At 69.0% G+C, this 19,612-nt stretch carries 10 protein-coding genes; 7 read left to right on the top strand and 3 right to left on the bottom strand.

Features of this window, described 5'->3' with window-relative positions; translation table 11 throughout:
• Positions 1–4 precede the first annotated feature (4 nt).
• Complete coding sequence (locus tag ABH935_RS00490; RefSeq protein ID WP_370375729.1) at positions 5–1,234, bottom strand: ROK family transcriptional regulator; 1,230 nt, start codon at positions 1,232–1,234, stop codon at positions 5–7.
• A gap of 141 nt (positions 1,235–1,375) precedes the next feature.
• Here ABH935_RS00490 and ABH935_RS00485 point away from each other — a divergent pair, with 141 nt between their 5' ends.
• Positions 1,376–5,941: a glycoside hydrolase family 3 C-terminal domain-containing protein gene (locus ABH935_RS00485; RefSeq protein WP_370375728.1), complete on the top strand. Its 4,566-nt coding sequence runs from the start codon at positions 1,376–1,378 to the stop codon at positions 5,939–5,941.
• Positions 5,942–6,059: 118 nt separating this feature from the next.
• Here the strand turns inward: ABH935_RS00485 and ABH935_RS00480 are convergent, their stop codons facing one another.
• Positions 6,060–7,142: a sugar ABC transporter substrate-binding protein gene (locus ABH935_RS00480; protein ID WP_370375727.1), complete on the bottom strand. Its 1,083-nt coding sequence runs from the start codon at positions 7,140–7,142 to the stop codon at positions 6,060–6,062.
• A 650-nt stretch (positions 7,143–7,792) separates the two neighbouring features.
• Here ABH935_RS00480 and ABH935_RS00475 point away from each other — a divergent pair.
• The 3 genes from ABH935_RS00475 (at position 7,793) to ABH935_RS00465 (ending at position 11,853) form a co-directional block, all read left to right on the top strand.
• Positions 7,793–8,371, top strand: coding sequence for a DUF6817 domain-containing protein (locus ABH935_RS00475; RefSeq protein ID WP_370375726.1), 579 nt, complete (start codon positions 7,793–7,795; stop codon positions 8,369–8,371).
• Positions 8,372–8,569: 198 nt separating this feature from the next.
• Positions 8,570–10,378, top strand: coding sequence for a ricin-type beta-trefoil lectin domain protein (locus ABH935_RS00470; protein WP_370375725.1), 1,809 nt, complete (start codon positions 8,570–8,572; stop codon positions 10,376–10,378).
• A gap of 143 nt (positions 10,379–10,521) precedes the next feature.
• Positions 10,522–11,853, top strand: a complete 1,332-nt coding sequence (locus ABH935_RS00465; protein ID WP_370375724.1) for an NYN domain-containing protein — start codon at positions 10,522–10,524, stop codon at positions 11,851–11,853.
• 710 nt (positions 11,854–12,563) lie between these two features.
• Here ABH935_RS00465 and ABH935_RS00460 read toward each other — a convergent pair.
• Entirely contained in the window at positions 12,564–13,985 is a 1,422-nt protein-coding gene (locus tag ABH935_RS00460; RefSeq protein WP_370375723.1) for an APC family permease, read from the bottom strand.
• 173 nt (positions 13,986–14,158) lie between these two features.
• Between ABH935_RS00460 and ABH935_RS00455 the strand changes: the two genes are divergently transcribed.
• From ABH935_RS00455 to ABH935_RS00445, 3 genes are all read left to right on the top strand, one after another.
• Positions 14,159–14,776, top strand: coding sequence for a TetR/AcrR family transcriptional regulator (locus ABH935_RS00455; protein WP_370375722.1), 618 nt, complete (start codon positions 14,159–14,161; stop codon positions 14,774–14,776).
• Positions 14,777–14,886: 110 nt separating this feature from the next.
• Positions 14,887–16,101 (top strand): arylsulfotransferase family protein, encoded by a 1,215-nt coding sequence (locus ABH935_RS00450; protein WP_370375721.1) that lies wholly within the window; start codon positions 14,887–14,889, stop codon positions 16,099–16,101.
• Between the two features lie 208 nt (positions 16,102–16,309).
• Positions 16,310–19,612: a S8 family serine peptidase gene (locus ABH935_RS00445; RefSeq protein WP_370375720.1), complete on the top strand. Its 3,303-nt coding sequence runs from the start codon at positions 16,310–16,312 to the stop codon at positions 19,610–19,612.

Below are 19,612 nucleotides of genomic sequence, written 5' to 3'. Positions count from 1 at the left end.
GCAGCTACCGGAGGTCCGACCGGGCCGGCAGATCGAGACCCAGCCGCTCCGGAACCCCCTCCAGCACCAGTGCCGCGGCGCCGAGCACCCCCGCGCTGTCGCCGAGCGTGCTCGGCACGATCCGCAGCCGCTGATGGAGCGAGCCCATCGTCCCGCGTCGTAGCGTGCGGCGAATCGGTTCGAACAGGGCGTCGCCGGCCTCGACCAGGTCGCCGCCGATGACGACGAGTTGCGGGTTCAGCAGGGAGACCGCTGCTGACAGTGCGCGGCCCACGGCCTCGCCGGCGTCTTCGAGGGCGCGGAGGGTGCCGCGGTCGGATCGGCGGAGGAGGTCTGGGAGGTCGGCGGCGGTGACGGGTTGGTTCCAGCTGCGGGCCAGGAGGGCGGCGATCGCGGTGGGGCTGGCGACGGTTTCCAGGCAGCCGCGGCTGCCGCAGCGGCAGAGGGCGCCGTTCGGCTCGACCGTCACGTGCCCGAGTTCGCCGGCCAGGCCGAGGTGGCCCAGGAGCATGCGGCCGTCGCTCATCATGCCGGCGCCGATGCCGGCGGCCAGGCGGACGTAGACCACGTTCGTGCAGTCGCGGGCGGCGCCGAAGCGGCGTTCGGCGAGGACGCCGGCGTTGGCGTCGTTGATGATCTGCGTCGGCAGGCCTGTGCGCGCCGCGAGTTCGTCGGCGGGGCGGGTGCCGACCCAGCCGGGCATGATGCCCTCGGCCCGGAGGCCGCCGGTGACCTTGTCGACGGGACAGGCGATGCCCAGGCCCAGGCCGAGGATCTTCTGAGGGGGGACGCCAGTGTCGTCGAGCGCGGCGCCGATCAGCCGGACCGCGGTTTTCAGGGCGCGCTCCGGGTCGTCGTCGACGGCGATCGCCTCCGAGCGGTCCCAGCGCGGTGTTCCGACGACATCGGTCACAATGGCGCGCACGTGATCGTGGCCGACGTCCAGCCCGACCGCGTAGGCGGCGTCCGGTTCCAGCGAGACCAGCTGCGGCGGCCGGCCGGTGCGCTGGCCCGACGGCGCCGCCTCCGCGGTCTCGCGCACCACCCCCGCGACGATCAGGTCGAAGACCACTGACGCCACGGTGGCGCGGGCCAGGCCGGTCCGCCGCACCAGCTCGGCCCGGGACAGCCGGGGGTGGTCGGCGAGGGCTTGCAGGACCCGGACCCGCCCCAGATTGTGCAGGTTGATCGGGGTCTCGGCCGCGGTCTCCGCATCGGTGGCAGTCGGGTGCACGCCAGAACCATAGCAACGGAGTAAATCTCGTCCTAGTCAAAACTGCGGCGGAAGTTGTTTCAGGGTCCTTGACTTTCGCGCATAGTCGGCTGAATGTGAGGGGCGGCTAGTGCTCCAGCAGGCATCCAGTACGGAGGCGCAATGGAACAGCACAGACGCACCAAACGGCCCAGACTGCGCAGGACGGCCCAAGCGACCGTCGCCCTCGCGATCGGGCTGGGCATCGCGGTGACCGCGGCTCCGGCCTCGTCCGCCGGAGCCGCGACCGCCGGTAACGCAGGGGATGCGGCGAACAGCAGAACCCAAGTGCCGATCTATCTCAACCCGCATTACAGCGCCGAGGCGCGCGCCGCAGACCTGGTCTCCCGCATGACGCTCCCGGAGAAGGTCGCGCAGCTGAGCACCAACAGCGGCCCGGCGATCCCGCGCCTGGGGGTGCAGCAGTACACGTACTGGAGCGAGGGCCAGCACGGCGTCAACACCCTGGGAGCCGACCAGAACAACAACGGCAACGGCGGCGCCGTCCGCTCGACCAGCTTCCCGACCAACTTCGCCAGCACCATGTCCTGGGACCCGAGCCTGATCTACCAGGAGACCACCGCGATCTCGGATGAGGCCCGCGGGTTCCTGGACAAGTCGCTGTTCGGCGTGAACCAGAACAATCTCGGCCCCTCGGCGAGCGACTACGGCAGCCTGACGTTCTGGGCCCCGACCGTGAACATGGACCGCGACCCCCGCTGGGGCCGGACCGACGAAGCCTTCGGCGAGGACCCGTACCTCGTCTCGCAGATGGCCGGAGCCTTCGTCAACGGCTACGAGGGCAACACTCCGAGCGGCAAATCCGAGACCGGATACCTCAAAGTCGCGGCCACCGCGAAGCACTACGCGCTGAACAACGTCGAGCAGGACCGCACCGGCGTCTCCTCCAACGTCAGTGACACCGACCTGCACGACTACTACACCAAGCAGTTCGCGTCCCTGATCGAGAACGCGCACGTCTCGGGCCTGATGACGTCCTACAACGCCATCAACGGCACCCCGAGCGTCGCCGACACCTACACCGCGAACCAGCTCGCGCAGCGCCAGTACGGCTTCAACGGCTACATCACCTCCGACTGCGGCGCCATCGGCACCACCTACCAAACGTTCCCGAGCGGCCACAACTGGGCGCCGCCCGGCTGGACCACCGACGGCAAGAGCTCCACCGGCACCTGGACCGACACCGCCACCGGCACCACCGTCCCGGCCCAGGCCGGCGGCCAGGCGTACGCGCTGCGCGCCGGCACCGACCTGAACTGTGCCGGCGGCGAGAACACCTACGCCGACATGACGGCCGCGATCAACGCCGGGGTGCTCAGCGAGGGCGTCATCGACAACGCGCTGGTAAAGATCTTCACCGTGCGCATGAGGACCGGCGAGTTCGACCCCGCGGGTTCGAACCCTTACACGGCCATCACCAAGGCGCAGATCCAGAGCCCGGCGCACCAGGCGCTGGCGACAGAGGTCGCCGACAACTCGCTGGTGCTGCTGAAGAACCAGCCCGCGGCCGGCGCCACCAAGCCGCTGCTCCCGCTGTCCGCGGCCACCACGAACAAGATCGTGATCGTCGGCGACATGGCGAACGCGGTGACCCTGGGCAACTACTCCAGCGATCCCACGCTCCAGGTCAGCGCCGTGCAGGGCATCACCGCCGCGGTGCAGAAGGCCAACCCCGGCGCGACCGTGACCTTCGACGCCTGCGGCACCTCCACCGACGCCACCACCGCGGCGACCTGCTCGGCGCAGACGCTCAGCGATGTGGCGGGCGCCGACGCGGTCGTCGTCTTCGTCGGCACCAACCAGAAGATCGCCGACGAGGGCAAGGACCGCACGACCATCGCCATGCCCGGCAACTACGACTCGCTGATCAACCAGATCGCGGCGGTCGGCAACTCCCGCATGGTGCTGGCGATCCAGTCCGGCGGCCCGGTGCGGATCGACGACGTCCAGAAGGACTTCGCCTCGGTCGTGTTCAGCGGCTTCAACGGCGAGAGCCAGGGCACCGCGCTGGCCGACGTGCTCTTCGGCAAGCAGAACCCGGACGGGCACCTCGACTTCACCTGGTACGCCGACGACTCGCAGCTCCCCGCGATGTCGAACTACGGCCTCACCCCGGCGGAGACCGGCGGCCTGGGCCGCACGTACATGTACTTCACCGGCGCCCCGACCTACCCGTTCGGCTATGGCCTGAGCTACTCGACGTTCGCCTTCTCCGGCATCCACGCCGAGCACCACAGCGCGGACGCCAACGGCAGCCAGAGCGTCACCGTCACGGTGAAGAACACCGGCACCACGGCCGGCAGCACCGTCGCGCAGCTCTACGCCGCACCGAAGTTCACCGTCGCCGGCCAGACCTTCCCGAAGGAACAGCTGGTCGGATTCCAGAAGAGCAAGGTCCTCAAGCCGGGGGAGAGCCAGCGGCTCACCATCACCGCGCAGATCCCCGATCTGGGCATCTGGAACCCGACCACCATGAACTCCGTGGTCTACGACGGGACCTACGCCTTCCAGGTCGGAGCCGACGCCACCGACCTGCGCGGCAGCGTGGACGTCGCGGTGACCGGGACGCTGACGCAGCGCGTCCGCACCGTTTCCGTGCAGCCGGACCAGGTCGACTTCCAGGTCGGCCAGACGCTGGACCTCACCGGCAAGAACCCGTGGATCGCTGACGACACCACCGGCGTCGGCTCCGTTCCGCAGGGCCGGAACATGAGCGTCACCGCCGACAACGTCGTCGAGGCCGCGGACGCCGACGGCAGCTTCGCCGACCTGTCCAAGGCGCACGTGAGCTACCACAGCAGCGACCCGCGCGTGGCCACCGTCGACGCCAAGGGACTGGTCACCGCGGTCGGCACGGGAGCCGCGGACATCACCGTCACGGTCGACGGTGTCAGCGGTGCCACGCCGATCGTGGTGGGCCACGCGGTGTCGGTCACCACCCCGGCGCTCGCGCAGCCGGGTCAGGCCTCGACGGTCAGCACGACGTTCACTAACACCGCCTCGGCCGCTTCCGGTAGGTCCGGCGCGGTGAGCGACGTCGCGATGAACCTCGACCTGCCCGCCGGCTGGAGCGCGACGGCGACCAGCCCGTCGAGCTTCGCACACGTCGCGGCCGGCCAGAAGGTGACCACCACCTGGTCGGTGACGGTGCCGAGCGGCGCCGGCGGCACCTACACGCTGAACGCCGACGCCACGGTCCGGGGCAAGCACGACAGCACCGGCTTCCAGCAGCTGGCGGTGCCGTACACGTCGCTGCCGGCCGCCTTCAACAACGACGCGATCACCAACGACAGCAACCGGGGCGGCGCCGATCTGGACGGCGCCGGCGCGAGCTTCTCGGCGCAGGCGCTGGCCTCGGTCGGCGTGACGCCCGGTGCGCCGCTGGTGCACGACGGCCTCACGTTCACCTGGCCGGACCGGCAGGTCGGACAGAGTGACAACGTGGTCGCCGCCGGGCAGACCATCGACATCACCGGCTCCGGCTCCACGCTGGGCCTGCTGGGGACCAGCACCTGGGGACCCAGCAGCGGCAGCGGCACCATCACCTACACCGACGGCAGCACGCAGCCCTACACGATCGCCTTCGGCGACTGGGCCAACGGCACCCCGCCGACCGGCGGCGACGTCGCGATCCGCGCGCCGTACGGCAACCAGCCGGGGAACCAGACCGGGTGGGCGGCGACGATCGACTACTTCCCGGTGACGCTCGACCCGAGCAAGACTGTGCAGTCGATCACGCTGCCGTCCGGCAGCGCGCAGCCGCACGGCGGGATCCCGGCGATGCACGTGTTCGCCCTGTCCATCAAGTCCGACCACCTGGCGATCACGGCTCCGCCGGCGCTGGAGCCCGGCGCGTCGGGCACCGTGACCACGACGCTGGCGAACCCGTCGTTGGCGGCGCTGAGCACCGTGGCTCTCGGGCTGACGCTGCCGGCCGGCTGGACGGCCGCCAACAGCACGCCGGACACCTTCGCCACGGTCGCGGCCGGAGCCACGGTCTCGACCACGTGGTCGGTGACGGTGCCGGCGTCGCAGCAGCCGGGGCCGCACGTGATCGGGGTGACCGAGACCGTCGGCGGCGCGCAGGCCGGGATCTCGGGCACGCAGACCACCGTGGCCTATCCGTCGCTGACCGCCGGGTTCAACAACGTGTCCATCACGGACGACGCGAACCACGGGCCCGGCAACATCGACGGCGGCGGGAACAGCTTCTCCGCGCAGGCGCTGGCCGCTGCGGGGCTGAACCCCGGGGGACAGTTCACCTTCAGTGGGCTGACCTTCACCTGGCCGAGCTCGGCGGCGGGGACCTCGGACAACGTCGAGGCCGACGGACGCTCGTTCAGCATCACCGGCAGCGGCACGACGCTGGGGTTCCTGGGCGCCGCGGCCAACGGGCAGTCCTCGGGCACCGCGACGATCACCTACACCGACGGGAGCACGCAGCAGTTCACGCTCGGGTTCGGGGACTGGGCCTCGACCTCGCCGTTCCCCGGTTCCCAGGTCGCGGTGACCTCCGCGTACGGCAACACCTCCAGCGGCAAGTCGCCGTGGAAGGCCTCGGTGTTCTACGACAGTGTGGCGCTTCAGGCCGGCAAGACGGTGCAGTCGGTGACGTTGCCGGGCGGGACGTCCTCGCCGCTGCACGTGTTCGCGGCGGCGATCGGCTGACCTGGCCGGAAGGCGCTTAGCGGGTCTGGGTGCTTAGTGGGGCTGAGTGCTTAGTGGGTCTGGGTCCTTGGGGGCCTGGTGCGCGGTCGTGCACCAGGCCCCGGTCAGCCGATGACCGTCAGTGGACCCCGGCCGCCGTGCACTCCGCCGCGAACTGCGGGGTGCACACCTCGGCCTTGGTGGCCGCGCCGGCGTCGATGACATCGTTCACGTTCGCCTTGACGATGGCCTCCGGCGTCAGCATCACGGACTTGACGAGCTTGCCGGTGACGGTGTCGGGGACCATCGCGGTGGCCGTGTTCGCCGGGGCGCCGGTGGCCAGGTCGATGGCCAGCTCGGCGCCGGCCGCGGCTTCCTTCGAGGGGTCCTTGAAGACCGTCATGCACTGGTCGCCGTTCAGCACCGACTGCAGGCCGGCGACGGTCGCGTCCTGGCCGGTGACCGGGATCTTGCCGTTGAGGTGGTGCGCCTTCAGGACCGCGATGACCGCCTGGGCCATGCCGTCGTTGGCGACCAGGACGCCGCTGATGTTCGGGTTCGCGGCGAGCATCTGCGAGAAGGTCTTGCCCGCGAGGGTGTTGTCCCAGCCGGCGATGGACTGGTTCGGGCCCTTGATGTAGCTGCCGTCGGCGTAGCGCGGGGTCAGGATGGAGTTGTAGCCCTGCGCGAACAGCGTCGCGTTGTTGTCCGTCGGAGCGCCGTTCACCTCGGCCACGACCGGCTTGGTCTCCCCGGCCAGGCACTGCGTGAGGCCCTGACCCTGCTGCTCACCGACGTCGACGTTGTCGAAGCTGACGTAGTAGTCGGCGCCGCCGCCGAGCGTGAGGCGGTCGTAGTCGACGGTGGCCACGCCCTGGGCCCGGGCCTGGGCCAGCACCGCCGAGCCGGAGGTGGCGTCCAGGTCGACGATGACCAGCACGTTGACGCCCTCTTTGAGCATCCGGTCGGCGATCGCCTGGAACTGGCCCTTGTCACCCTGCGCGTTCTGGATGTCGTAGCGCACGCCCTTGGCCTTGAACGCGGCCGTGAGCGCCGGCCGGTCCTCGGTCTCCCAGCGCGCGGAGGACGTGGTGTCCGGAAGGATCACTCCGACGAAGGGCGAGCGCCCCTTCGCCGATCCGCCAGAGTTGCTGCTGCAAGCCCCCAGAGCGAGTGCCGCGACGGTGCCGGCCGTCATGGTCCGGATGATCAGGCTTCTCATCGTTAGCTTTCCTTAAAGGGTGCCGAAGGCGCACACCGTCGTCTGCTTGTTCTGTGGCGGATCCGCGGTTCTCGCGCGGCATCCTGGCGGCAGGTGGCGGTGCGGACAGGCTTTGACGCGGGACAGCCCTCACGCGTCTTTGTCAGGGCGGCCAACGAATTGCTCTTTTGGAGGATTGAAAAAGTATGGGGCGCGAGCCGGTGAGCGCCAGGGGTGTGAGGTCCAAATCTCGCCACCGGGCCGTAACGATTCGGAAACGTGGGATTCGGCGACTGGATGACCTGGGGCGCGGCGTTTCGGTGCGGTTTGTGCTCGCACGGGTGCGGGGCGTGCGGGCGGGCGCGCGGGTCGGATTCGTACGCTGAGTACCTGGGATGTCGCTTTGCGCGGCGGGATTCCGGCGGGATCCGGCGGGGCCGGACGGGCGTCGGGTGCGGTTGTCGGATTCATGACAGTGCGCAGGCAGGCCAACGCGTTGGTCGTGGACTGTCGGGGAACTGGATTGCCGTGAACTGGTTGATGGTGCTGTCGGGCTGTAGTCGCGTGGTGCGAGACTTACACCCGTGAGCCGCCCGGAATTTGGTGCGTGCTTTAACAATCTCGGTCATGTTTGGTTGCGCTCGGTTGTACTCGCGAGTAGAACGCGTGACGTGAGCGAGATTCTGAACGAACCCGCATCCGCCGACCGCCCGGCCATCGACGAGTTCCTGCGTGCACACGGCGCCGCGGACATGCCGCACCCCGGCGGCACCCTTCTGCAGCACTTGAACCGTGTCAGCCGTCGGCTCGCGGAATGGGGCGCGCCGCCTGAGGTTCAGACGGCAGGCCTATGTCACGCGACGTATGGCACCGATGGCTTCGCGCCATCTCTGCTTAACCTGGCCGAGCGACGCGTCCTCGTCGACCTGATCGGCGAGCGTCCCGAGGCTTTGGTTCACCTCTATGCCAGCTGCGACCGCGCGGTGACTTACCCGCGTCTGCGCGGCGGCGAGCGTCCGGTCTTCCGTGACCGCTTCGCACAAGCCGACCTCCAGCCGGCTGCCGAGGATCTCGGCGCCTTCTTGGAGATCACCGCAGCGAACGAACTCGACGTCTTCGCGCACAACGCCGATCTGGCCGCTCGCTACGGCTCGGCGATGTACCGACTCCTGGAGCCTGTCGGCACCCTGCTTTCTGCCGCCGCTTGGGACGCGGTGCGGCGTGAACTCGGAGACGGCGCCGGGCGGTAAGCGGTGACGCCAGCGTCTTGACGCTCCGCAGGATGCTGCTTACTCTCCTTTCTGGTTAGGAAAGGTTACTAACGAAAACGGCGTGCCGGTATCACCGCTGGTCACGCCGTCCGGCGCCACCGCCACGCTCCACCGCGGCCCCCTTCTCGCCCCACCGCGGCCGCGTCCCCAGCTCTTCCGACGAAAGGGGAACCAGCGATGAAGACACCCCCACGGCGCCTGCTCACGGCGCTCGCAGCCCTCTGCCTGGGCATCGGCGCGGCCCTCGGCCTGATCGCCGCTCCGGCTCAGGCGACGGCTCACGCTCAGGCGACGATCCAGGCCCAGGCGGCCGCCCCGGTTCGGGCGGCGGCCTCGGGCACCACCGAGCAGACGTTCCTCACCTTCTACGGCTGGTGGGACAACACGCCTCCGGGCGGCGTCATCTCCTACCCGCAGATCCACCAGACCGCCGGCGGCACCGGCACCTACTCCGACCCGATCACCTTCGCCACCGACTCCAGCGAGCAGCCGCCGGGCACGATCGTCTACGTCCCGCGCGTCGGCAAGTACTTCATCATGGAGGACAGCTGCGAGGAGTGCAGCGCGGACTGGACCGGCCACGGGCCCAACGGCGGCCCCAACCTGCGGCACCTCGACCTGTGGCTCGGTGGGCAGGGCGGCAACGCGTTCAAGGCGATCGAGTGCGAGGACGCGCTGACCGACTACAACTCCGACGGTACGCCGTCCATGGAGCCGGTGATCGTCAACCCGCCGTCGAACGAGACGGTGACCTCTGAGCCGATCTTCAACACCGGCACCGGCGCGTGCTACGGCGGCGCGAGGCCGACGATCACCGTCGGGCAGTACAAGAACGTCTCGACCGGCAAGTGCATGACCGACCCGAACGACAGTTCCTCGTCCGGGGTGCTGCTGGTGACCTCGGCGTGCGACAGCTCGGCGGCGAGCCAGCAGTTCACGTTCGACGGCACGTTCCTGCAGATCAACAACCTCTGCGCGGACTACTCGACATCGCAGATCTCGATGCAGAAGTGTACGGCGGGGCCGAGTCAGCAGTGGTCGTACAACACCGACCTGACGTTCACCGACATCCAGTCCGGTAAGAAGTACATCAACGACTCTTCGGGCAAGGTCAAGGCGGGGAGCAGCTCCAGCACGACGAAGACGTGGACGTTCCTTCCGGCGCAGACTGGGTCGAGCGACTTCTCGGTGTCGGCTGCGCCGTCCTCGGGCTCCGTCGCCGCCGGTGGCACCGCGAGCGCGACCGTGTCTACTGCGGTCACGGCTGGCAGCGCTGAGTCCGTGGCGCTGAGCGCCAGCGGCGGCCCGGCCGGCTCGACGGTCACGTTCAGCCCGACGTCGGTAACCTCCGGCGGGAGCTCGACACTGAGCGTGGCGACGAGTTCCACGACTGCTGCCGGGACCTACCCGATCACGGTTACCGGTACGGCGGCGTCTGGCACGCACACTGCTACGTACACGCTGACCGTGACCTCGTCTTCGGGTGGTGGCTGTACTGCGGCTCAGTTGGTGGTCAACCCGGGCTTCGAGAGCGGTACCAGCAGTGGGTGGACCGGCAGCTCTACGCTCGGTTTCAACCCGATCACCAACAGCACGAGCGGCGAGCCGCCGCACTCGGGGTCGTGGGAGGCGTGGCTGAACGGCAACGGCAGCAGTGACACTGACACCGTTTCGCAGAAGGTGACGATTCCGGCTGGGTGTACTGCGACGTTGTCGTACTGGTTGCACGTTGACACGACGGAGAACACGTCCAGTGCTAAGCCGGACACGTTCACCGTTCAGGTGCTGAACTCGTCGGGCACTGTGCTCACGACGCTTGCGAGCTTCAGCAACCTGGACCAGGCGAGTGGGTACGTGCAGCACAGCAGTGATGTGTCGGCGTATGCGGGGCAGAGCGTCACGCTGCGGTTCACTGGGACTGAGACCGACAAGAACGGTGGTACGACCAGCTTCGTGCTCGATGACACGGCGTTGAACGCCAAGTAGCAAGCGCCAGTTGAGCTCTGGCTAAGCCCCATTGGGGTGGGTGCGCTTTCCCGAATAGGGGGTAGCGCACCCACTTCTCCTGTTCCCGGCGAGGCCGTCGGTCCGTCAGAATCCTGATGGGGATTTCCGGCCGAGGGGGAAGCGTGCTGACAGGTGGGGAAGCGAACGGCAGGGTTCTGCGGTCGGCGTTGTTCGTCGACTTCGACAACGTGTTTATTGGGCTGCGGGACTCCAGTCCGCGGGCGGCGGAGGTGTTCAGCCGGTCGCCGGAGGCGTGGCTGAGCTGGTTGACCCGTGTTCCCGAGGTGGCCCAAGCCCCCGGCGGCGAGGGCACGGAGGGCTCTGAGCCCGAATCGCAGGGCGCGGTCCGGCGTTTGTTGTTGACTCGCAACTGCTACCTGAACCCGGTTCAGGACACCAAGGGCTTCCGGGCGTTCTTCACGCGTGCCGGGTTCCGGGTTGTGGACTGTCCTTCGCTGACGCAGCACGGCAAGAGCAGCGCGGACATCCATATGGTGATGGATATTCTGGATATTTTGGCGCATCCGGTTCGCTATGACGAGGTGATCGTCATGAGTGCGGATGCTGACTTCACGGCGGTGATGCTGCGTCTGAGGAGTCATGATCGGCGGACGGTGAGCGTGTCCAGTAGTCCGGTCGCGCATGCTTACCGTGCGGCGTGCGACCTGGTTGTTTCCGATGAGGAGTTCACCCGGCAGCTGTTGGGGCTGCAGCGTTCGGCGAGCACGGTGGGGGTGGCTGCCGACGGTGGGCTGTCGCAGCTCTCGCAGTCCAGCGGGCTGCCGGAGGGGATCGGGGAGTTCATCGAGGACCTGGTGCGGAAGTCGCCGAAGGCGGTGTCGCACGCGAGTATTGCCAGCCAGCTCATGAAGAAGTTCGGGCGCGGGCAGACCGTCGGGGGGCAGTGGTTCGGGTACGGGGCGTTCGGGGACGTGCTGGGGTCGTTGACGCTGACGCTGGAGGGGCAGCCGTTGGTGGTCGACTTCGCGACGCCCGGGTACGTGTTGGACCCCGCACGGCACAGCCGGCCGGTCCCGACGCCGGACGCCACCGAGGGCCTGGATCCGGATCTGGCCGCGTTCATCACGGCGGTGCACTCCACCACCGGCATGCCGAAGCTGGCGCCGGCGACGTACCGGGGACTGTTCGAGCAGATCCACGCGGAGGTCCGGGACCTGCTCGCGGCGGGGCAGCCGTATGTGGTGGAGTCTGTGGCGGGAGCAGTCGCGCAGCGCTGCTACGAGGCGGGGATCCCGGTCACGGTGAGCCAGGTGAAGTTCGTGCTGCGCGGCTACGAGCTGTCGGGCTACTGGCGCGGCGGGCCGCAGGGGGCGTCGGCGGCGGAGCTTGCTAGTGCCAGTCGGGACAGCGCTTTGGCGCGGTGCGTGCAGATGGGGATTCCGGGGACTGATGAGAACTTGGCTTTGCTTGATCGGTGGCTGGTTGAGGGGTAGGGGGTGCGGGGTGGTGGTGGCGGGTGGGGCGTCCGGTAGGTTTCCGTCGCGCGGTTGGTTTGTGGGTTTACAAGCATTTTTACGGCTTCGCGCACGGTTTGATGACCTCGCAGGGGGACGCAGTTCGGTTGAGCCTCGCCGGTCGCACTGGCGGCCGCCGGTTTTCGCTGACACGACCACGCGGCGGTTCAGGCTTCTGCGGCAGTGCGCTGGCGGCTGGCGGTTTTCGTGTTCACGACCGCGCACAGGTCCGAGTCACTGCGCACACGTTGCGTAGGCGGCAATCGTCGTGCGTGGTGGGCACCTTGAGGCCTCCGGCGGGCGCTCTACAGCGAGGGGGCGACCCGTGCGTCCGGCGCTTCGGCGGCGGCCCGCGACTGCTCGGCTTTCTGTCCGCTCGTGGTGCGCCGCGCTGCTTGCCGGCGGTCGCTGCTTGTGGTCACCGAGGTTCTGGGCCCCTCGCCACGTCGTCGCCTTACGGAACCAGCCCGGTCCGGTGGCGTCAAGCCGCATCACACCTGCTGTGGTCCGGCTCCGTCCGGCTGGACACCACCAAACCGGCCAGGTTGGCTTCGCCCGCCGACGCGGCGAGGGACCCAGAACCAACACCCCGCATGGTCCGGTCGGACCCCAGAACCACGTGGTCGGCCAGCGCTGCCCCGTCACCGACCGTGGCCGGCTGAGCCGCCTGCCGACGGCGGCGAGCGCCTCTACGCGTCCTCAGCGCCCTTCAGCTCCCAGGCGCCGCGGCGGCGGACCGCCGCCAGGTAGTACGCGGCCGAGGCGGCGCCGATGCCGAGGGTGGTCCATAGGCTTGGGCGGCCGACCTTTGGGTCCTGGAAGTTCTCGTAGACCACGTAGGCGATGGCGGCTAGTGCCAGTAGTGGGGCTGCTGGCCAGGCGGGCATTCGGTAGGCGGCGTGGGTGGTGGTGCCGTTGCGGCGGCCGGCTATGGAGGACAGGGCGAGGGTGGCGTAGACCGCGATGAGGGTTGTGGAGGTTACCACCAGGAGGAAGGTGTTGTTTGCGAAGCAGAAGGCGGCGCTGACCATGCCGGTGGCGATGGTGGCTATCCAGGGGCTGCCGAACTTGGGGTGGATGGTGGCCAGTGCCTTGCTCAGCGGGGAGGGCCAGGCGGTGTCGCGGCCGGTGGAGAAGACCATGCGGGCGGTCACCAGGATGATGGCTAGGACTGCGTTGAAGATGGCGACGGCGATGGCGAGGCTGATTGCGTCGTTGACGGTCGAGTTCGATGTGGCGGTGATGAAGTACTTCATCATGTTGTCCGCGCTGAACAGGGCTGGCAGGTTCGGGGCGCCGATCAGGACTGCGGTGGTCGGGATCAGTTCGGCCAGGACTGTGATGGCCAGGGCCCACAGGATGGTTCTGGCGATGTTGCGGGGGGCGTCCTTCGTCTCCTCGCCGAAGTAGACCGCTGAGCCGTAGCCGCTGTAGGCGAAGATTGCGACCGCGGTGGCTGCGCCTATGGTGCCGACGCTGACCGCGGTGACCGTTGAGCCGGAGGCCGCTGCGGACACCGGGTGCGCTATCAGGTTGCCGAGTGAGCGCTTGGGGTGGAAGAAGCCCAGGGCGCTGACGACGATGAGTGCTGTCATCTCGATGGCCAGGAAGATGCCCGTCACCCAGGCGTTCAGCTTCAGGTCGAACACCGCCAGGGCGGTGGCCAGTAGGGTCGTCACCGCTGCCGCGACCGCCGCGTCCAGGTGCGGGAACAGCACGGCCAGGTACGTGCCCACGCCGAGCGCGATGACGGCGACCACCAGCAGCTGTGTGACCAGGATCAGCCCCAGCACCACGAATCCCGGCAGTCGTCCGAGCACGCGGGCGGTGATCGCGTACTCGCCGCCGGCCAGTGGGAACGCGGAGGAGAGCTCGGCGTAGACCAGCGCCATGAACACTCCGACGATCCCGGCCACGCCGAACGCCCAGAAGGCGCCGGTCCCGGCCTGGCCGATGACGCCGGGGCTGATGATGAACACGGACGAGGCCGGGGTGATGGCCGACAGCGTGATGAACAGGGTCCCGAGCATCTTCAGGCCGCGGTGTAGACGGGGACGGTCGTGCCCGGCGGTGTCGGTGGAACGGGACGGGGACGTGCCCGAGACAGTCATGGAGCGTCCTTCCGAGCGGACTTCTTTGAAGAGTTATCAAAGAAGTCGGCCCTGGACTCCGTCAATGTTTTCGGTGGTGATGAGTGATTAACCCTTATTCTGTGCGGGGTGTGGCTCGGTGATCGAGGATCATGGCTTGCGTTCTTTGAGAGTCTCCAAGAGAATTCCGGACCATGGGAAGACCGAGCAGGGCCCATGAGAAGCGTGCCGAACTCGTCGAGGTGGCGCGTCAGGCGATCCTGGACCGCGGCGTCGCCGGACTGCGCCTGCGCGACGTCGCCGACCGGGCCGAGATGACCCCCGGCGCGGTCCAGTACTACTTCCCGACGCTGACCGACGTTCTGCGCGAGGTGCAACGGGAGGCCGTCGAAAGGTTCTGCGCGGACCGGGAGACGGCCGCCCGGGCTGAACCGGACCCCCGGCGGCGCCTGATCGGCATGATCCGATCGGGCGTGCCGGCCGCGAGCGACGACGAGTTGGTCCGGCTGCTACTGGAGCTGGGTACCTTCGCCCGCCGCGATCCCGCGTATTCGGCGCAGCACGTTCGGCTCTACGAGCGGCAGGTCGCGGTATACGCCGCGATCCTGGAGGCCGGCGCGGCGGTCGGAGTGTTCACCCTGTCCCGCCCCCCGAACACCGTCGCCCGGAGCCTGGTCCTGCTCGAAGACGGCCTCGGGCTGCACCTGACGCAGGCCGTGCCGCCGCTGGACGCGCGCGCCGCCGAGGCGATCCTGCTGGCCTACGCCGCCGACGCCGCCGGCTGCGACCTGACCGCGGTGGAAGGATCCTGATGCGGCTGATCAGCCCGGGTTGACCGGGGCTTTCTCATATTCCGGCAAAGAGCGTCTCACGCTGCGGCTGCCGTTGTCTGCGCCGCTGGTCAGCTCGTTACCGTCGCCGAATGCGCACTCCTCGAACGAACGTCCGGGCCGCCGCTCTCGCCACGGCGGCTGCCGCGGCCCTGATCGCCGGCGTCGTCCCGGCCACCGCCGCCGCCTCGGCCGCGCCGCAACTGCCCGCCTGGACCGTCCTGACCGACGCGTCCGGTGCCGGACGCGGCGACATCTTCGTCGCGCCGTCCTCCTCCGACGCCAAGTACGCCAACGGCGTGGAGATCCTGAGCCCGGACGGCAGGAAGACCGTCTGGTCGCACCGCGTGCCGGCCGGCCTGTCCGCGGCTGACTTCCGTGCGCAGACCTACCACGGCAAGCCGGTGCTGACCTGGTGGCAGGGGACCGGACTCGGCGGGCTCGCGTCCGGCACCGACGTGATCTACGACGCGAGCTACCACCAGATCGCCGAAGTCCACGCCGGCAACGGCTACACCGCCGACGGCCACGAGTTCGTCATCACCCCGCGCAACACCGCGCTGATCCTCGCCTACACGGAGAGGACCGCCGACCTCACCTCGATCGGCGGCTCGGCGCACCAGAAGGTGATCGACGGCGTCGTGCAGGAGATCGACATCGCGACCGGCAAGGTGCTCTTCCAGTGGAACAGCGCCGACCACGTGCCCTACGCGCAGAGCGAGCAGCCGCTGCCGGCGTCGCCGGACACCCCCTGGGACTGGTTCCACATCAACGCCGTCAAGGTGGACGGCGGCAACCTGCTCGTGGACGCGCGTAACACCTGGACTGCCTACGAGATCTCGCACGCGACCGGCAAGGTGCTGTGGCAGCTGGGGGGCAAGGCCTGCTCTTTCAAGCTCCGGACCGCCGCCGGCCAGGAGCTGAACACCGCAGGGGCCTTCTTCGCCTGGCAGCACGACCCGGAGCCGCTGGGCGGCGGCCGCTACAGCTTCTTCGACAACGAGTCCGCCGGCGTCGCCAACACCGGCGGCGGCGCCGTCTCCGACTACCCCTACAGCCGGGTCGTCACGGTGCAGCTCGACCCCGGTAAGCATGTCGCGACCCTGATCCGCTCCGAAGCCCAGCCCGCCGGGCTCACCGCGTCCTCGCAGGGCGACGCGCAGCCCGAGCGCGGCGGCCGGGTGTTCGTGGGCTGGGGCTCGCTGCCGTACGTCTCGGAGTTCGACCGGACCGGTGCGGTGGTCTTCAGCGCCGAGTTCCCGGCCGGGGTGAACACCTACCGGGCCTACCGCTTCGACTGGAAGTAACGGGAAGTCATTCGGCTCGGAGTAAGGAGTATCAGCACCCTGGGGTTCTAGCGCGATCGTCGGAACCGGGGCCAGAATCGGTGGCCGGGCACCACCAGCCACAGTGCCCTGATACCGAATCGGAGAGTACATGCCCCTCCTTCGTCGGCGCCGGAGCGCCGTGCTGACCTGCTTGTGCGCGGCGGCGCTCACTGTCACGGGGGTACCCGTGGGCGCCGCGTCCGCCTCCGCCGCACCGTCCACCACCGTGGGCCTGCCGGTGATCGTGGTCATGGCGTCGCACGCCGCCGACCGGGCGGCGGCCGATTCCGCGCAGGCGCCGTTGCTCAGATCGCTCAAGTCTTCCGGCGGCCGGAACGTGCGGTCGCTGAGCGTCATCAATGCCCTGAGTGCGACCGTCTCGCCGGCGGAGGAGCAGGTGCTGCGCAGCGATCCGAACGTCGCGGAGGTCGTGCCCGACGCGGCGATCAAGGTGCGCAGCGGCCTGACTCTGCCGGGTCTGCCCTCGGCCGTAGCCAAAGGCGCGGCCAAGGGCGGCGGACCGGCCCGCGCGGCGTCCGTGACCCTCCCGACCCTCCCGTCGGGGACCTGTGCGGCCAACGGCGGCGTGCAGCTGGATCCGGAGGCGCTGGAGTCCATCAAGGCCGACTCCGACGTGCCCGGCGCGAAGACCGCCCGCTCGCTCGGCTACACCGGCGCCGGGGTCACGGTCGGCGACATCGCCGCCGAGATGGACGTCAACACCCCGGACCTGATCCGGCCCGACGGTTCGCACGTCATCGCCGACTACCAGGACTTCACCGGCGAGGGCGGGACGGTCTTCGCCGGCAACGAGATCGAGTCCCTGCTCGATGACGGGATGATCGCGGCGCAGGGCGACCACGTCTACAACCTGCAGGACTACACCTCCTCGGCACTCGGCAAGCCCTGCCTCATCCGCCTGGAGGGCGTCGCCCCCGGCGTGACCCTGGACGCGTACAAGGTCTACGGCGAGAACGACCTCACCACGACGTCGGCGTTCCTGGAGGCCATCGACCACGCGGTCACCGTCGACCATGTCAACGTCCTGAACGAGGAGGCCGGCAGCTTCCCGATGCCGGACACCAGCGCCGACCTGATCAAGGCCGCCAACGCGGCCGCGATGGCCGCCGGCGTGACCATCACCGTGCCGTCGTACGACGCGGGGAACCAGAACACGATCTGGTCGCCGGCCTCGCAGCCCGGCGTCATCGCGGTCGGGGCCTCGACCACCTTCCGCTCCTACGCGCAGGCCGACTCCAACGGCTACGACGACATCGGGGCGACCGGGTACGTCAGCGACAACATCAGCTCCCTGTCTTCCGGCGGCGCCACCGAGCAGGGCCGTAGTATCTCCGTCGTCGCGCCCGGTGACCTGGACTGGATGATCTGTACCGCGGACAAGACCATCGCGCCCGACTGTCTGAACACCCTGCGAAAGCCGAGCCCGGTGCTGCAGGAGGGCGGGACCAGCGAGGCCGGTCCGCTCGTGGCGGGCGTCGCGGCGCTCGTCATCCAGGCCTATCGCGCCGGCCACGCCGGCGCCAGCCCGACCCCGGCGCTGGTGGACCAGCTGATCGAGAGCACCGCGGACGACCTGGACGTGGTCGGTTCCGAGCAGGGCTCGGGGCTGGTGGACGCCTACCGCGCGGTCGAGGCGGCCAAGTCCGTGCACACCCCGGACGGCAACGGTGCCGCCAGTGGCAATACCCTGATGATGAGCGCCGACCAGTTCGACGCCACTGCGGCGCCCGGGACGGTGCAGCACTTCACGACCAGCCTGACGAACACCGGCACCAGCACGCAGACCGTCAGCCTGGCCGGGCGCACGCTCAGCCCGATCGACGTCGTGGCGAACCGGACCGCGCGGCTGGCGAACGGCGGCTCGACCTACGTGGACCAGTCCGGCGTCACGAACAACTACGTCAAGGTGACGTTCCAGGTGCCGCCGGGGCAGGATCGTCTGGACTCGAACATAGCCTGGCCCGGAGTTCAGCAGGATCCGGTGAATCTGGTGCTGCTCGACCCGAGCGGCAAGTTCACCGCCAACAGCCTGCCGAACGGGAACGGCAACCACGGTCATGTGGACGTGCACAATCCTGTGCCGGGCACGTGGACCGCGGTGATCTCCGACGACAACACCGCGAGCGGCTACACCGGAAAGGTGCTGTTCAACGCCGCGGTCTCGCGGTTCGTGCCCTTCGGCCAGGTGAGTCCGTCCACCGTGACGCTGCGACCGGGTCAGTCCATGAACATAGCCGTGAGCGCGAAGACGCCGGCGCGTGCCGGGGATCTGAGCGCGTCGCTGGCGATCAGCTCGCCGCAGTCGGGGCGCAGCTCCATTCCGATGACGCTGCGGTCTGTGGTCGCGACGAACGGTGGGGTGGGGGTCTTCTCCTCGGACATCCAGGGCGGGAACGGCCGCGGTGGTGTTCCGGCGCAGAGCGAGTTCTTCGTCGTGAACGTCCCGGCCGGGAAGCCCGCGCTGGATGTCCGCACTGTGTTGGCCGGTCACCGGACGGACCCGTACTTCGTCTACCTGGTGTCGCCTGACGGCCAGAACCCAGCGCGCGCCTCGAACATCACGCTGGAGGGCAGCGGGGCGAGTCAGCATACTGTCGCGAGTCCCGGGGCTCAGCTCAGTGTGCTGACTCCGCAGGCCGGTCAGTGGACGATCATCGTCACCTTCACCAACCCGGTCACCGGCGACGCCCTGGACACGACGTTCGACGGGGAGGTCGACTTCCACGGCGTCGGTGCGGTGGCCGGTGGCGTTCCGCAGGGCGGAGTCATCGCCGCCGGCAAGCCGGTGACGATGAGCTTCACCGTCCACAACTCGTCCCAGGGTATTGAGTCCTACTTCCTGGACCCGCGGCTGGACCAGTACGTCACCATGCCGCTGGCCTCGACGACGCCGTCGGCGAACCTGACGCTGCCGTTGTCGTCGGTCGCGCCGGTGCCGCAGTGGATCGTGCCGACGCGGACGAGTCAGCTCTCGACGGCGGTCACGTCGACGGCGCCGGTCCAGTTCGACTCGTCGCCGTTCAACGGCGAGCCGGACGTCGGGTCCACGGCCGTCGGCGACGATGCGTTCGCGAGCTACCAGGCTCCGCGGCTCGGCGGGAGCGTCACGCAGGGGGACTGGGACGTCGTCCCGCAGCCGAGCGGGGCGTTCGGCGGCACGAGCGGCACCGCGAACTCCACTGCGACGGTGTCGATGACGGCTGTGAGTCAGGCGTTCAACGCCGACGCGGTGTCGAACACCGGGGACTTGTGGCAGCTCGGGGTGAATCCGAACGCCGCGTTCACGCCGGTGGTCGTGCAGCCGGGCGGCGAGGCCACCCTGACGCTGACGGTGACGCCGAGTCAGGCGGCGGGAAGCGCGGTGTCCGGGGTGGTGTATCTCGACGACTCCAAGGCGCTGAGCAACAACGGCCCGTCGCCGACCGGCGATGAGCTCGCCGCTTTCCCGTACCACTACACGGTTAAGTAG

The sequence above is a fragment of the Catenulispora sp. GAS73 genome, from assembly GCF_041262085.1.
Taxonomy (GTDB): domain Bacteria; phylum Actinomycetota; class Actinomycetes; order Streptomycetales; family Catenulisporaceae; genus Catenulispora.
Note: the sequence above shows the minus strand (reverse complement) of the source record. Positions and strands in the feature narration are given on the sequence as shown.

Coding starts and splice junctions, on each gene's coding strand:
- ABH935_RS00485 (WP_370375728.1), top strand. CDS start 1,376: ATGGAACAGCACAGACGCACCAAACGGCCCAGACTGCGCAGGACGGCC.
- ABH935_RS00480 (WP_370375727.1), bottom strand. CDS start 7,142: ATGAGAAGCCTGATCATCCGGACCATGACGGCCGGCACCGTCGCGGCA.
- ABH935_RS00470 (WP_370375725.1), top strand. CDS start 8,570: ATGAAGACACCCCCACGGCGCCTGCTCACGGCGCTCGCAGCCCTCTGC.
- ABH935_RS00460 (WP_370375723.1), bottom strand. CDS start 13,985: ATGACTGTCTCGGGCACGTCCCCGTCCCGTTCCACCGACACCGCCGGG.
- ABH935_RS00455 (WP_370375722.1), top strand. CDS start 14,159: ATGGGAAGACCGAGCAGGGCCCATGAGAAGCGTGCCGAACTCGTCGAG.
- ABH935_RS00450 (WP_370375721.1), top strand. CDS start 14,887: ATGCGCACTCCTCGAACGAACGTCCGGGCCGCCGCTCTCGCCACGGCG.